The sequence below is a fragment of the Pedobacter sp. CAN_A7 genome (assembly GCF_015752175.1).
In the GTDB taxonomy this organism is placed as follows: domain Bacteria; phylum Bacteroidota; class Bacteroidia; order Sphingobacteriales; family Sphingobacteriaceae; genus Pedobacter.
Map to the genome: position 1 here is coordinate 243,124 of NZ_JADOUW010000001.1, position 13,494 is coordinate 256,617.

Below are 13,494 nucleotides of genomic sequence, written 5' to 3' on the forward strand. Positions count from 1 at the left end.
TATATTTAGGTTTATATATTTTTCAGGGGTTGACCTGGATTTCTTCATCTTTAACCGATGAGTAATGCTGGCACAAAGAGGTGATCTCTATCGCCATATAAGGGTATAGCGGAAGCGACATCAGTATTTCATGCATTTCAGTGGCACTGTTTACATTGAAAATGCTGATGTTCTCGTATTTTCCAACAATTCGCCAGATATGTGTCCACTTGCCTTCCTGCTGCAGCTTTTGCGAAAGTGCTTTTTCAGTGGCTTTGAGTTCGTTAACATAGTCTTTGTCTAAATCCAATGGGATGTTGACCGTCATTTTTACATGAAATAACATGATTATTTTCTTTTATAAGTTTCTACTTTGTTCCAGTTTATACTAATACCCAATCCTGGGCCTTGTGGTAATTCCAGCACGCCATTACCATAGGTAATCGGGGTATTCACAATGTCGTCTGTTAATAATAAAGGGCCAAAAAGCTCAGTTCCCCAGTCCAGGTTAGGAAGGGTGGCAAATACATGTGCTGATGCCAGGGTACCAATAGTACCTTCCAGCATGGTTCCGCCATATAGGGAAATACCTGCACCTTGTGCAATGGCCGCCTGACGCTGGATATTGGTTAAACCACCAGATTTAGCAATCTTTAGTGCAAATACGCTGCCTGCATAATTGCTGGCTAATTTAAAAGCATCAACTACGGTACCCGCAGCTTCATCGGCCATAATGGGTACTTCGAAATATCGGGTAAGTCGTGCTAAGCCCTGCACATTCGTTTTCACCAGGGGTTGTTCAATTAAATCAATCCCTGCATCCTGCAGTTTTTTTATCCCCTGTTTGGCGGTACTTTCAGACCAGGCCTGGTTAATGTCAACTGTAATTTTAATGTCTTCACCCAGGGCCTTTTTAATGGCCGCCACATGAGCAATATCTTTCTTCGGGACATTTCGCCCAATTTTTAGTTTAAAGGTGTGGTGTCTTTTGCTGTCAATAAGCTGCTGCGCTTCTTCAATGTCTTTTTCGGTATCGCCAGAAGCAAGTGTCCATAATACAGGAAGTGTAGGCGTAACAGCACCTCCTAATAGCGAGGATACCGCCAGGCCATAACGAATGCCTTTAGCATCAAGTAGTGCTGTTTCTATAGCAGATTTCACAAAATGGTTGCCTTGTATATATTTACCCATCAACTGCATTACGGCATTGGTATTGTTGGCCTGCTGCCCTACAATTAAAGGGGCAATGTATTGGTCTATGGTCAGTTTCATGCCTTCCGGCGATTCATCGCCATAGCTTAAGCCGCCAATGGTGGTAGATTCACCGATGCCTTCGATACCATCCGAGCAGATAATCCTTACAATCACCATGGTTTGCTTGTGCATCACCGCCATAGACAGGTGGTGAGGCCGAATGGTGGGAAGGTCTATAATGAACGTTTCCACTTGTTTTATGAGGGCAAATTGATCCATATCGAATTGTTGTTTTATAAGTATACTTCAGATAAGCAGCCCGTTATCCGGTTTACTTTATCATGTAGAATCAAACTTATTGAAAACCTGGGCTGAAATACAGGACTAATCTTTTATAATTAGGACAAATCAATAAACTGCTTTGTTGATCAGGGAATTTTTAATGCCAGTAGAGTTTCTGAATTCTTTTGGGGTCGTTCCTGTTCTCTTTTTAAACAGGCGGGTGAAATAAGCGGGATCTTCGAATTGTAACAGGTAACAAACCTGGTTAATTGATTTCTCGGGATCGAGGAGCAGGAACCTGGCCTCTATAAGGAAATAGTCTATAATAATGTCCTTTGGACTTTGATTGGAAACGCTTTTACAGATGTTATTTAAATAGCCGCTAGTGATTTTCAGGTCTTCGGCATATTGGTTAACGGTCTTTTTATAGGAATAGGATGATTTAATGTTTTGCTTAAACCTCCGGAAGTATAGGGCACTGGAGGTGTCGGTAGCAGCAGCTTCGCGATGGGTACTTATATCTTTTTGGCGAAACAAGTTCACCATGATTTGCCCGACGAGCGTTTGCATCATTAAAATACGACCGGGCAAATTACTGTGGTATTCATCAACACAAGTTTGCGCAGCCTTATAAATGGCCATGGTGGTTGGCTGTTCTTCATTTAAAGGTGTTACCTGGAAAACATCAATAGCCGTCAGAATGTCGACATCGGTTTGTACCATGTGCTCTATGTAAATATCCGATAAACTGATGATCCAGCCATTCACATCGCCAAGGTGATTAAAGCCATGGGCCATGTTTTTTGGGATGATAATAAAGCAGGGGCCAGTTACGGTTACGGCTTCATCATTAACACGAAGTTCGGTAGTTCCGCTGTTGATTAAAAAGAGCTGAAGCAGGTTATGGTGAGCATGTACTTTTACGGCGCCATTATACTGTTTTCCGATCACGCCAAATGGATAAATGTTGATCAGTCCGCGTTCAAATTCTATTGCGTTTGATCCATATAGTCCATTGAAATATTGCTTCTGCGACATGTTTGTTCCACCGTTGTTTCTACGTAAATGTAAGAAATATATACGCAATGAAATGACCAAATATAATTTGCCGGACTTATTTAAGAGATTTATAAGTGAAAAAATAATACTAAATATTTTAGCATGTTAGTAGTTTAAATTCTGATCTTTAACGTTGAGAATGACTGCAACTGTTTCCTGCCACATATAGTGCTTTCTCACTTTAACTGAAAATTACATTAATATAAAAATCAATTCCTTATAACTGTTAATTAAATAATAAATATAAGTAAATCTATGCAGTACTTATGCTGCTAAGACGTTGCAAAAAGCGATTGTGTCCAAACAATATAGCCTTTAAGGTGTTGTTTTTGCGAGTGATCTAAACGTATAAATCAATTCAAATTGTTATGATTAAAGTAAGTAAATGGGTTGTTGCTTTAGCCCTTGGAGCCATCGCCGTTAACCTTTCCAGTTGTGCGTCTATCCCTAAAGGTGCCGTTGCCGTCCGTCCATTTGATCAGCAAAAATACCTGGGAAAATGGTTTGAAATTGCGAGACTTGATTTCAAATATGAGAAGAACCTGAACAACGTTACGGCGGTCTATTCACTAAAAGATGATGGTAAAATCCGTGTCGAAAACAGAGGTTTTGACTATATGAAAAACGAGTGGAAAGAGAGTATTGGCAAGGCGAAATTTAAAGGAAGTCCGGAGGTTGGACGTTTAAAGGTTTCCTTCTTCGGGCCGTTCTATGCGGCCTATAATGTTCTGTCTGTAGACGACAATTACCAATACGCATTGGTTGCCGGAAAGAACCTGAAATACCTGTGGATCTTATCACGCCAAACAACAATCCCCGATAACATAAAATCCAAATACCTGCAGCATGCAGAAAGTCTGGGTTATGATACCGGGGATTTGGTATGGGTAGAACACAATAAGTAATTTTACAACTGTCGTGGTTTAAAGGTATCCGTTTGAACCACGGCTTTTAATTCCTGAAGAATGGTATACAGGCCAAAGTTAGTCCGGTTAACATAGATAAAGTGTTTTACCCCACGTGCCTGTTTAAACTCGGGCATCTTGGCCATCTTCTCGCCATAAGCGTAAAGCTGGTTAAAGAACTCAGGTCTACTGAAATCAAAGGTGCTGCCTGTATAAGGCTTTGCAAACAACTCAATCATTTCCCTATAGGCATTATAGTAAAACTCCACTTGTGCAGGCGTATCGCCCTCATGGATCATCTCTAACTTTTTGAAAGCTTCCAGCGTCTTTTCCTTATCGCGCATCACATCCGTAGAGACCAGGGAAAAGAAAGGGTAGTAGAAATCATCGGGCATTTCTTTAATACAGCCAAAATCAATCACGCCGAGCTTTTCATCGGGTGTAATCATAAAGTTTCCCGGATGGGGATCCGCATGTACGGCACGCAGTTCATGTTGCTGGAAATTATAAAAATCCCATAAGGCCTGGCCAATCTTATTACGAAGCTCTTGGTTAGGGTTAGTTTTTAGGAATTCTTTGAGGTGCATTCCTTCGATCCAGTCCATCGTGATTACTCTTTTACCCGAAAGTTCAGGGTAATAAGTTGGAAACACCACATGATCCAGGTCTTTACAAGCCAGGGTAATCTCCATGGAACGTTTTACTTCCAATTCATAGTCGGTTTCTTCCAGCAATCGTTCTTCCACCTCCTTAATGTAGATGTTGAGTTCCCTTTCGCTCATGCCTAATAAACGGAAAGCGAATGGTTTCACCAGCTTCAGGTCGGAAGAAATACTGTCGCCAACCCCCGGATACTGAATTTTAATGGCTAATTTTTTTCCATTTAACTCTGCCTCGTGCACTTGCCCAATGGAAGCGGCGTTGGTGGAAGTGAGTTTAAATTTATCAAAAACCTGCTCCGGCGACTTCCCCACGTTCTTGGTAAAGGTTCGCACAATCAATGGTCCTGATAAGGGAGGGGCATTATATTGCGATTGCGTAAACTTATCGACGTAAGACTTAGGCAGGATATTTTTGTCCATGCTCAGCATCTGTGCGATCTTTAAGGCACTTCCTTTCAGTTCGCTAAGCGATTTGTAGATGTCTGTCGCGTTATTTTCATTCAGCTCATCCCGGTTTAGCTCGGGATTGAATAACTTTTTAGAATAATGTTTGATGTAGTTGCCGCCAATTTGAAAACCGGTTTTTACAAACTTGGCCGATCGTTCTGTTTTGGTGGTAGGAATAGAATCTTGTTCGCTCATGCTTTATACCTCATCTTTTCCTGCAGTTTTGCATTTCTGGATAAAAACTTACCGTATTCAAACAAGTTGTCGAGCGGTGAGCGCTGAAATAAATCGAACGTTACGTTAATACCGCGTTCTATGGCCTCATCTGTCTTCTCGAAGTCATCACTGTCATCTGTTATCCAAAAGTTCAGGATAAAGGCAAATTGCACCCATAGCGCGTCTTTATATCGCTTAGATAGAAACTTCCTGTCGGCAAGTTCGCCACTTTCCAGTCCGTCATTAATAATGTTTGTGGCAAAATTCTCAAAAATAGGCTGTACACCTGATAGTACTGGGGGTGTGGACAGTTGTTTATGATCTTTCAAAGTGTAAATCACAAAACTTCGTTGTCTTTTTAATACCTCTACATAACTGTAAAAAAAAGCCAGCATTTTATCTCTGGAGGAATATTGTTCCCAAACTTCCTGTTGTGAAATGGTATCGATGGTTTCAATAGTTGAATCTACCCAGATAGTTTTTTCTATACTTTCAAAAGAGGCGAAAAATTGGTAAAATTCTACTTCCGTTATTTTAAGCTTTTTAGCGAAAGTGTAAACAGATTTGGGCTTTTCATCATGTGTGAGCACATAATCAACATAGCCGTTTCTGATTTGCTGAGACGTTGCCATATGATATTTTTATTATTATAACGTAATTATTGCCTATTTAGTTCTTTAGATAATCTGTTACCTTTGCGGCCACATTTTAGTAGCAAGAGTATGACAAAAGCAATCGACCAGATTCAACAATCTATTTTCGGCATCAGACAAGAAATCGTTAAACACCCGGTTTATGCCGTGATTAATGATTTGCAAGACCTAAGTATTTTTATGGAACACCATATTTATGCCGTATGGGACTTCATGTCGCTGCTGAAATCACTGCAGATAAACCTTACCTGTACTAGCATTCCCTGGTTCCCTGTAGGATCAGCTACCACCAGGTCTTTGATCAATGAAATTGTTGCTGGCGAAGAATCTGATGTTGATGCAGATGGTATGGAAATGAGTCACTTTGAAATGTACCTGGAAGCCATGCAGCAGTGTGGAGCAAATACAACGGCCTTTGAAATCTTTATGCAAGCGTTAAAAGCTGGTAAAAGCAGGGCAGAGGCCTATGATCTTGCCGATGCCCCTTTAGCTGCAAGGCAGTTTGTAAACTATACTTTCGACCTGATCGAAGGTAATCAGCTGCACCAGCAAGCCAGTGCCTTTACGTTTGGTCGCGAGGATTTAATCCCTAACATGTTTTACGCTATGGTTGCCGATCTTGATCAACGTTTCCCTGCGCAGTTATCTAAATTTAAATACTACCTGGAAAGGCATATTGAAGTAGATGGCGACCAGCACAGCCACCTGGCCCTGGCCATGACAGCTGAATTATGCAATAGTGATCAGCATTGGCATGAGGCTAAAGTGGTAGCCCTGGCTTCCTTACAACAAAGGTTAAACTTATGGGATGCAGCTTATGAGAAAATAATGCAAATCCCTAAACCAGCTGATGGGCTAACAAATAAGATTTAACCTCTTCAAAGTCAAGAAACAAACGATCGGCCTGGTGCAAGGCAGCATGTTGTTGTTCGTGCCTTTGAATGGCGTAACAAGTGAGTCCAGCTGCTTTAGCGGCTTTTAGCCCATTTACAGTATCTTCAAAAACCAGGCATTCCTCTTTTTCCAAGCCCAATTGCTTCAGGCACAAGTTATAACACTCCGGATTGGGCTTGGGTTGTTTTACATCATCATTGGTCACAATGGTATCAAAATATGGCCTTAAGCCATTTTTTTTAAAGAGGGAATTGACCTCATCCCTGTTGCTTCCTGTTACCAGAGCCATGGTGATGGGGATTTGCTTAAAGAAGTCAAGAATTTCCCGCGCATAATACATTAATGGTACTTCCAGGTCATTCATACGCTGGATACTCAGTGTTTCACGCCGATGGATAAGTTCCTGTAGGGGCATGGTCAGCGCATATTTTTCAGTTAAAGTCGATGCATTTCGTGCCAATGGTATGCCAGCATAGTCTTTCAGCCAGTCGCTATAAGTCAGACAAACTTCCGACTCTCTTAATATTTCATTCCAGCATTCAAAATGGAATAATTCAGAGTCAACCAGCGTACCATCCAAATCAAATAATATAGCTTTAAGTTTCATTTTTGATCAAATAAGGGCTTTAAATGTAGTTATTACGTATAGATGTGGTAAACACCTAATTGTCAATTAAGTTAAACTTACTTTCCTGCGCGCTGTTTTCCAAACAATTAACTCGGTTTTTACGAAAATAAAAATTTACAACAATTATGGTAAAACGAATTTTAATAGTCTTTGCATTAGCAGGAATAGCTGTTGCGGGATGTAATTCTGACACGAACAGTACGGATAATACCGATTCTCTTATTACCGATACATCAATGATCGACACGGTAGCTACTGATTCGGCATCCATGGTAGACAGCGCAGCAAGAACAGATACCATTGGTATGGGTGGCGCTAGTAGTACAGGTGCTGGTGGCGGCGGTGGCGCTGGTGGTTCAGCAAGTGGTGCTGGCGGTGGCGGTGGTGCTGGCGGAGCAGCTGGTACTGACCAACCTTAATATATTAAAAAGCCGTTGCCGCAAATCATGCAGCAACGGCTTTTTAAATTGGTGAAATTGATTTTTTAAACCTTAGTAATTACACCACAACCAACTCTAGGACCAGAGTTTCCGGTTGGTTGAGTTTTATAATCATCCGTTCCACCATGAACAATGATACCACGACCAATAATGGTTTTGATAGTATCACCTTCTACAGTCCACCTGTCGGTTGTAATCGAAATGGTTCCACGGCCCTGGTTATCCAATTGGATGTTACCAATATCGCCAGCATGCGAAGCAGCTGAACCCCATTTACCATGGTTTTCTTTTGTTGGATTCCAGTGTCCATGTGCATTTTCGCCCATGTTACCACAATCACCATGTTCATGGAAATGTACCGCAACGGTGCTATCTGCACGTGCAGCAAAGTTAATTTCCAGATCCATGCGTATTTGACCATCTTCTAATTGAAAAAACCTGGCCGTTCCCATGTCTTTCGAATCTGCTGTGGTTGCTAATTTTGCCGAAGCCACTTCAGTACCCGCACTTACAGAATCCATTCCAGTGGTTAAGGAGTCGGTACCTGCAGTGTCGGAAGCATTTTCATTATTTCCTGAACAGGAAGCAAACACAGTTGATGCAGCAAGTAAAGCAATAACAAGATAATTTTTCATAATTTTTTTCCTTTAAGTTATTTTAGCATAACAATTTGCCTTACATTTAGTTTGAATTAGTTAAACTATGGTTTTGCATCAGGTGCCTGTGGTAAAGGTTTCCTTGGAATTTGTTCAGCACGTTCTGAAGTATGGTATACAAATGAAGCAACTATTGTTGCAGAGCGTTTAAGGGCTTCTGCATCCAGGCGATCAAAGGTATCCTGGTTAGAGTGGTGTGTACGAGTTCCATAATCCATAGGATCCTGTATAAACTGGAATCCTGGAATACCAACAGCATCGAAAGCCAGGTGGTCTGTTCCACCGGTATTGCCTAGGGTTACTGTTTTTGCACCAATGTCATGGAATGGACTTAACCATTCTTCAAAAATTGGTTTAGCAGCTTCGTTTCCTTGCATATAAACACCTCTGATAGCACCTGTACCGTTATCAAGATTGTAATATGCACTTACTTTTTTCTGGTCTTTGGTCAATACCATGGTTTTAGGATCGCCGAAATGTTTGGCTACATAACCCCTGGAACCGAATAAACCCTGTTCTTCAGAACTCCATAATACCACACGTAAAGTACGCTTTGGTTTAAAATCTATGGCTTTCAAAATACGCATCGCTTCCATCATCACTGCAGATCCTGCAGCATTGTCGGTTGCGCCTGTAGCGGCATGCCAGGAATCGTAATGACCCCCGATAATCACCACTTCATCTTTCAGCTTTTTATCTGTGCCCGGTATTTCAGCGATTACATTGTAACCTTGTGGGTCTTCTGCAAAAAACGAAGTTTTGATATCCGCTTCTAATTCTACCGGATGGCCTGCACGTAATAAACGTAAAATATGTAAATAATCTTCTGCCGATACTTCCAGTTCTGGTGAAGCTGGTTTTGCATCTAATGCATAGGATGCACCATTGCTGGTGAAAAGTGTACCATGGTTTCCGCGTGCGAAACTAAGCAATAAACCAACATTTTCTTCCTGTAAACGTTGTGCAATAGCTGCACGGTTTGCTCGTTGACGCATCATGGCAGACATTGCCGCTGGTGCTGCTGCCCTGCGCTGCCCGCCGCCACCTAAAGTAGCTGCCGCCATTGCCTGTAACGTAGAATCACTATGTTTGGTCGCGTCTGGTTTGTAAGAGTTTTTTAAAGGCTGTACATTGCTTTGGTCTAACATCACAATTTTGCCTGCCAGTTTGCCTTTATATTGGTCTAAATCACTAACCGTATCGGCTTTGATTAAAATTACAGCCGATTTAATAGGTCCGTTGGTTCCAGTGGTCCATGCTTTTGGTGAGGCAATAATGGCTTTATAAAAAGGCGCCGTAGTTGCCGCATAATATTTATCAATTTGCCAGCCTTTACCAAAAGTTCCCCATGCTTCCAGGCGTGCATTTTTCAAACCCCAGTCAGAAAACTGCTTTACGGCCCAATCCTGTGCTTTTTTTAAACCTGGTGAGTTAGAAAGGCGGGGTCCAAGCACATCCGTCATGTGAAAGGCAATGTCCATTACTTTAGAGTTTTCCAGACCTTCTTTTCTAATTTTTTGTACGGCTGCCTGGTCTACTTTTTCCTGCGCCAGGGCAGATACAAAAAGTCCGACGGCCAATAAGGTTGCGGTAAATTTTTTATTCATGATAAGTTGTTTGTTTATTAAAGCCTGAATTTAGTTTTAAAAGTGATCTTTTACCTTTGTTCACTACAATTTTACATGGAAGTCAGCGCTGCTGATGATGAAATTATGGCGTTTTAAGCGCAACAGACACCTGTCAACATTTCACTTAAAATGTAATATTTTCAGTCCGTAAACGCTAAATGACCTCTATCTGGTAGGTGTTTTTAGTTGGCACAAGCCTTGAATATTCTTTTACGGATTTGAAAGTTTATTTAATGATGTTGAACTATCTAAAATAAAAAGGAGGATTTGTTATGTCACTTATTAAATTTAACAGCGGAACAAAAGAAGGTAATATAACAAAAGGATTCAACGATGTTTTTGAATCCATGTTCCAGGACAGCTTTATGTCAGACCGGCTAATGTCAAAAGTTCCAGCCGTAAATATTTCTGAAACCGAAGATCATTACCATATTGAAATGGCAGCTCCAGGTTTAAAAAAAGAGGATTTTAAAATTAAGTTAGACAGAAACCTGCTCACCGTTTCTGTAGAACAACGAAAACAAAATGTAGAAACAAACAGGCAATACAACAAACGCGAATTTAGCTACAGCTCTTTTGTGCGTTCTTTTGCGTTGCCAGAATCTGCAGATGATTCCGGTATTGGGGCCACTTATCATGATGGCATTTTAAATATATCGGTAGCAAAAAAAGAAGAAGCTAAACAAGTTATTCGTGAAATTGAGATAAAATAATAATTTGTTAATTTACTTTCAAATCTCCTGGCCCGTATCTTTCCATTGGAAAAATACGGGCCTTATCTTGACGTATACTTCACTCTTCGATGAAGTCTGCTTCTCAATAAAAAACAGTATTGCCTATTTTGTTGTTAAGCAGAAAAACAAATATCATGGAAGAACAAGAAAACGATAACAGACAAAATCAGGAAGATGTAATACCAGGAAGTGCACTTGACAAAATTGTAGAAGACCCGGAAAAAGAACACCTGCCAGATACCAATGGAACAGGATCTAATAAACCCGTACCTACCGAAGGTTCTGTGGTGATTAAAAAGGATGACGATAAGGCTTAATACCACTTAACCTTTTTTGTTTATCCAGTCTATTTTGTCTAAAATTATGGCCTGAGCTTACAGCCGTGGGGTGCAGTGGCCTGCGGTTTTCGATGAACAAAGGTAGGTGATTAGAATTGATTTTTGTATATTAGGCTATCTCGTTATGCTTATGAAAAACACTAGTCAAATCTTGATTGCCTTAGTTGTGGTTGCGCTTATAGCTGCCGGCACCTATTACATTACCCATCCAACTACTCACAAAGAGCCTTCGCCTGTAACCTCAAACAAAGCGCTGCTCAAACAGGAAGTTAATTTCATATCAGCCGCACGCCTGGTTACACCTGCTGTGGTACACGTGAAAACAACCTATGAAACCCCTGTTGATCCCTATGAATTGTACCGTAGGGGTGGGCAAAGTCCGGTGAAGAAAGGCTCGGGTTCTGGCGTGTTGATTTCTGCAGATGGTTACATCGCTACCAATAATCACGTGATTGAGGATGCTACAGCCATAGAGGTCATTTTGCCCGACCGCCGGGTATTTGCTGCTGAGCTTATTGGGCGTGACCCTAATACAGACCTGGCGCTGCTTAAAATAAAAGGCAATGATTTTCCACATATAGGTTTTGGTAATTCTGATCTGCTGGAGGTAGGCGAGTGGGTACTGGCTATAGGTTACCCATTTTCATTAAATACAACCGTTACGGCAGGCATTGTAAGTGCCAAGGGCAGAAGCATAGGCATAATTAACAGTGCGCAGCCTGGCACAGCCGAAGCAAATACGGCCATAGAATCATTTATACAAACTGATGCCGCCATAAACCCAGGTAACAGTGGTGGCGCGCTGGTAAATACCAATGGCGAGCTGATAGGGATTAATACCGCCATAGCTTCTATGACTGGCAGTTATGCTGGTTATGCTTTTGCCATACCGGTAACCCTGGCAAAAAAGATACTGGACGACCTGAAGAAATATGGAGAAGTAAGACGTGGAGTGCTTGGCGTCTCGTTTCCGGCACCAGCAGCCGAAGATGCCTATTTAAAACAACAAGGCATTAGTCCGGGCAGCATTACAGGAGTTATCGTAATGGATATACAACCGGGAAGTGCTGCGGAAAAGGCAGGATTAAAGGAGGGAGATGTGTTGCAAGGTATTGATGGCATGACCATCAACTCTTCAGCAGATTTTTCTGAACGTATTGCCAGACGCCGGCCTGGCGACAAATTAAAATTAGATTACCTGCGCAACGGCAAGAAAAATAGCACTTCGGTTACGTTGGATAAGGAAAAGGCGATTGCAAAAACAGATGGTAATTCAATGGAAGAGATTTATGACCGGCTGGGTGCAACCTTTGCACCATTAAGTCCGGCGCTTAAGCAGCGCCTGGAACTTACTGGTGGTGTGGTGGTTGCTGAAGTGCGGCAGGGCGGTTTCTTCAGTCAGATCGGCATTCCGGCAGGCACCATTATCGCCTATATCAACGGCAGGGAAGTGAATACGCCAGCTGACATTGAAAAAGCATTAATGGCGGCCAGAAATAGCAAAGTGCAGGTATTTGCCATTGCACCTGATGGCTCTCGTGTGGTATTTGAGCTGTTGTTAGGTGCCTAATAACAGCTGCAAGCTGGGTTAAAACCGGAAAGAAGCAGCTATGAGGCTATCTTTTGGCATTTGATCCTGATCAAGCATATATACGTTGCCACCATTAGATAGGGTTTGTACTGCGGCCTGGTTTAACAAACATGCATCTCCGGGTTGTTTCTGTTCATGCACTTCCAGCTGGTTATCATTTTTATTGAACGTGCCCCAAAGGTGTTGCCCCTTAGCGATAAAGAGCTCAGAGACTTGCGCATAGTGACTTGCCGGAATTACTTTTTCTGGCATAGACGATGTGGCCGCTGTAGCAATTTGCGTATAATATTTTTCTAAAGCCTCTTTGGTACGTTGCTCAAAATAAGGTATTAATGGTTTCTTAGCCTTTTCAAATAATGCTTGTACAGCTTCTCTTTCCTGGTTTCCAGTAATGGCCTCCTCCAAAATAGGTTTGTATTTGCTTACGCTTTTATAAATTGGAATGAGGTATTCGACCCCCGCCAATAATAACGGCGCATTTTTATCATGTAATACTTCGGCCATCAGGGTGCGGTCCACTTCCTGAAAATAAGTGGTGATGTTAGCTTTATCATCGTTCGGGCCTTCGTGGCCATGGGAACCACCTATTTCTGCGCCTGATCCACCACCTTTTCTAAATAACTGGCGACCTTCTTTTTCCTCAAAATGGACGACGTCGTCCATACCATTGGGCAAACCTTCTACTTCTACCAGCTGTAGGCCAAATTCATTGCCCTGATAAAATTTAGCGTCATGTTTACTTAAGGCCAGCAGGTAGAACTCCTTGGTTTTAAGCATGGCTGGTAACAGCGGGGTCAAATAAAAAGTAGCGTTAACATAACATTTTTCCGGCACTGTAAATGGAAGGTGAATGATTTTGTCAAATCCCTGACTAATAAAAACAGCCAAACCTTCTGCCTGGTTATTCCAGAAATGGTCGTCGCCAACCAATTTTAACGCGGGTTTAAGTAGTTTCTCGATCTCCGGTGGAGTTAAACCTTGTTGTTGCAAAGAGGATTGTGCGGCCTGCAAGGCATTTTTAAAAACAATAACATCCTGTTTTTCATTAACCTGCATACCTGAACGGTGTGTAGGGATGTAAATTGATACGCAAGCTGAGTTTTGGAATTGGAGCAGTTCTTTAAATGCTTCTTTTGTGATCATATCCATCATCGGTAGTTTAATAGTTAACAAATACCTGTTTTGATA

15 protein-coding genes are annotated in these 13,494 nt (G+C 41.6%); 6 read left to right on the forward strand and 9 right to left on the reverse strand.

The window, feature by feature from the left end; all coding sequences use genetic code 11:
• Nucleotides 1–22 precede the first annotated feature (22 nt).
• From catC to IWX76_RS01085, 3 genes are all read right to left on the reverse strand, one after another.
• On the reverse strand, nucleotides 23–325 hold the full coding sequence (gene catC / locus IWX76_RS01075) for a muconolactone Delta-isomerase (protein ID WP_196858012.1): 303 nt from the start codon (nucleotides 323–325) through the stop codon (nucleotides 23–25).
• Nucleotides 326–327: 2 nt separating this feature from the next.
• The gene (locus tag IWX76_RS01080; protein ID WP_196858013.1) at nucleotides 328–1,452 is read right to left on the reverse strand and encodes a muconate/chloromuconate family cycloisomerase; all 1,125 of its coding nucleotides are present in this window, start codon (nucleotides 1,450–1,452) and stop codon (nucleotides 328–330) included.
• Between the two features lie 129 nt (nucleotides 1,453–1,581).
• Nucleotides 1,582–2,493 carry a helix-turn-helix domain-containing protein gene (locus IWX76_RS01085; RefSeq protein ID WP_196858014.1) on the reverse strand — a complete coding sequence of 304 codons (912 nt, stop codon included), beginning with the start codon at nucleotides 2,491–2,493 and terminating at the stop codon, nucleotides 1,582–1,584.
• Between the two features lie 389 nt (nucleotides 2,494–2,882).
• On the opposite strand from IWX76_RS01085, the gene IWX76_RS01090 reads away from it, so the two are divergent.
• Nucleotides 2,883–3,419, forward strand: coding sequence for a lipocalin family protein (locus IWX76_RS01090; RefSeq protein WP_196858015.1), 537 nt, complete (start codon nucleotides 2,883–2,885; stop codon nucleotides 3,417–3,419).
• A 2-nt stretch (nucleotides 3,420–3,421) separates the two neighbouring features.
• Here IWX76_RS01090 and IWX76_RS01095 read toward each other — a convergent pair whose 3' ends face one another.
• Both IWX76_RS01095 and IWX76_RS01100 read right to left on the reverse strand, forming a co-directional pair.
• Nucleotides 3,422–4,723, reverse strand: a complete 1,302-nt coding sequence (locus IWX76_RS01095) for an ABC1 kinase family protein (RefSeq protein WP_196858016.1) — start codon at nucleotides 4,721–4,723, stop codon at nucleotides 3,422–3,424.
• Nucleotides 4,720–5,376, reverse strand: coding sequence for a TetR family transcriptional regulator C-terminal domain-containing protein (locus IWX76_RS01100; RefSeq protein ID WP_196858017.1), 657 nt, complete (start codon nucleotides 5,374–5,376; stop codon nucleotides 4,720–4,722). The genes IWX76_RS01095 and IWX76_RS01100 overlap by 4 nt, the downstream gene beginning before the upstream one ends.
• A 90-nt stretch (nucleotides 5,377–5,466) precedes the next feature.
• Here IWX76_RS01100 and IWX76_RS01105 point away from each other — a divergent pair, with 90 nt between their 5' ends.
• Nucleotides 5,467–6,270 carry a DUF3050 domain-containing protein gene (locus IWX76_RS01105; RefSeq protein ID WP_196858018.1) on the forward strand — a complete coding sequence of 268 codons (804 nt, stop codon included), beginning with the start codon at nucleotides 5,467–5,469 and terminating at the stop codon, nucleotides 6,268–6,270.
• Here the strand turns inward: IWX76_RS01105 and IWX76_RS01110 are convergent.
• Entirely contained in the window at nucleotides 6,236–6,898 is a 663-nt protein-coding gene (locus tag IWX76_RS01110) for an HAD family hydrolase (protein WP_196858019.1), read from the reverse strand. The genes IWX76_RS01105 and IWX76_RS01110 overlap by 35 nt on opposite strands.
• Nucleotides 6,899–7,044: 146 nt before the next feature.
• On the opposite strand from IWX76_RS01110, the gene IWX76_RS01115 reads away from it, so the two are divergent.
• A complete protein-coding gene (locus IWX76_RS01115) occupies nucleotides 7,045–7,338 on the forward strand; it encodes a hypothetical protein (RefSeq protein ID WP_196858020.1) in 294 nt (97 codons plus the stop codon).
• 65 nt (nucleotides 7,339–7,403) lie between these two features.
• Here the strand turns inward: IWX76_RS01115 and IWX76_RS01120 are convergent, their stop codons facing one another.
• Together IWX76_RS01120 and IWX76_RS01125 are read right to left on the reverse strand one after the other, a co-directional pair.
• Nucleotides 7,404–7,994 carry a superoxide dismutase family protein gene (locus IWX76_RS01120; protein ID WP_334640916.1) on the reverse strand — a complete coding sequence of 197 codons (591 nt, stop codon included), beginning with the start codon at nucleotides 7,992–7,994 and terminating at the stop codon, nucleotides 7,404–7,406.
• Nucleotides 7,995–8,059: 65 nt separating this feature from the next.
• Nucleotides 8,060–9,622 (reverse strand): M28 family metallopeptidase, encoded by a 1,563-nt coding sequence (locus IWX76_RS01125; RefSeq protein WP_196858021.1) that lies wholly within the window; start codon nucleotides 9,620–9,622, stop codon nucleotides 8,060–8,062.
• Between the two features lie 293 nt (nucleotides 9,623–9,915).
• Between IWX76_RS01125 and IWX76_RS01130 the strand changes: the two genes are divergently transcribed.
• From IWX76_RS01130 to IWX76_RS01140, 3 genes are all read left to right on the forward strand, one after another.
• Entirely contained in the window at nucleotides 9,916–10,356 is a 441-nt protein-coding gene (locus IWX76_RS01130) for an Hsp20/alpha crystallin family protein (protein WP_196858022.1), read from the forward strand.
• Between the two features lie 155 nt (nucleotides 10,357–10,511).
• Nucleotides 10,512–10,694: a hypothetical protein gene (locus IWX76_RS01135; RefSeq protein WP_196858023.1), complete on the forward strand. Its 183-nt coding sequence runs from the start codon at nucleotides 10,512–10,514 to the stop codon at nucleotides 10,692–10,694.
• 151 nt (nucleotides 10,695–10,845) lie between these two features.
• Nucleotides 10,846–12,285: a trypsin-like peptidase domain-containing protein gene (locus IWX76_RS01140; RefSeq protein WP_334640919.1), complete on the forward strand. Its 1,440-nt coding sequence runs from the start codon at nucleotides 10,846–10,848 to the stop codon at nucleotides 12,283–12,285.
• Nucleotides 12,286–12,303: 18 nt separating this feature from the next.
• Here the strand turns inward: IWX76_RS01140 and IWX76_RS01145 are convergent, their stop codons facing one another.
• The gene (locus tag IWX76_RS01145) at nucleotides 12,304–13,449 is read right to left on the reverse strand and encodes a baeRF7 domain-containing protein (protein WP_196858025.1); all 1,146 of its coding nucleotides are present in this window, start codon (nucleotides 13,447–13,449) and stop codon (nucleotides 12,304–12,306) included.
• Nucleotides 13,450–13,494: the final 45 nt, after the last annotated feature.

Coding starts and splice junctions, on each gene's coding strand:
- IWX76_RS01095 (WP_196858016.1), bottom strand. CDS start 4,723: ATGAGCGAACAAGATTCTATTCCTACCACCAAAACAGAACGATCGGCC.
- IWX76_RS01120 (WP_334640916.1), bottom strand. CDS start 7,994: ATGAAAAATTATCTTGTTATTGCTTTACTTGCTGCATCAACTGTGTTT.
- IWX76_RS01080 (WP_196858013.1), bottom strand. CDS start 1,452: ATGGATCAATTTGCCCTCATAAAACAAGTGGAAACGTTCATTATAGAC.
- IWX76_RS01090 (WP_196858015.1), top strand. CDS start 2,883: ATGATTAAAGTAAGTAAATGGGTTGTTGCTTTAGCCCTTGGAGCCATC.
- IWX76_RS01115 (WP_196858020.1), top strand. CDS start 7,045: ATGGTAAAACGAATTTTAATAGTCTTTGCATTAGCAGGAATAGCTGTT.
- IWX76_RS01135 (WP_196858023.1), top strand. CDS start 10,512: ATGGAAGAACAAGAAAACGATAACAGACAAAATCAGGAAGATGTAATA.
- IWX76_RS01085 (WP_196858014.1), bottom strand. CDS start 2,493: ATGTCGCAGAAGCAATATTTCAATGGACTATATGGATCAAACGCAATA.
- catC (WP_196858012.1), bottom strand. CDS start 325: ATGTTATTTCATGTAAAAATGACGGTCAACATCCCATTGGATTTAGAC.
- IWX76_RS01140 (WP_334640919.1), top strand. CDS start 10,846: ATGAAAAACACTAGTCAAATCTTGATTGCCTTAGTTGTGGTTGCGCTT.
- IWX76_RS01145 (WP_196858025.1), bottom strand. CDS start 13,449: ATGATCACAAAAGAAGCATTTAAAGAACTGCTCCAATTCCAAAACTCA.
- IWX76_RS01105 (WP_196858018.1), top strand. CDS start 5,467: ATGACAAAAGCAATCGACCAGATTCAACAATCTATTTTCGGCATCAGA.
- IWX76_RS01100 (WP_196858017.1), bottom strand. CDS start 5,376: ATGGCAACGTCTCAGCAAATCAGAAACGGCTATGTTGATTATGTGCTC.
- IWX76_RS01130 (WP_196858022.1), top strand. CDS start 9,916: ATGTCACTTATTAAATTTAACAGCGGAACAAAAGAAGGTAATATAACA.
- IWX76_RS01125 (WP_196858021.1), bottom strand. CDS start 9,622: ATGAATAAAAAATTTACCGCAACCTTATTGGCCGTCGGACTTTTTGTA.
- IWX76_RS01110 (WP_196858019.1), bottom strand. CDS start 6,898: ATGAAACTTAAAGCTATATTATTTGATTTGGATGGTACGCTGGTTGAC.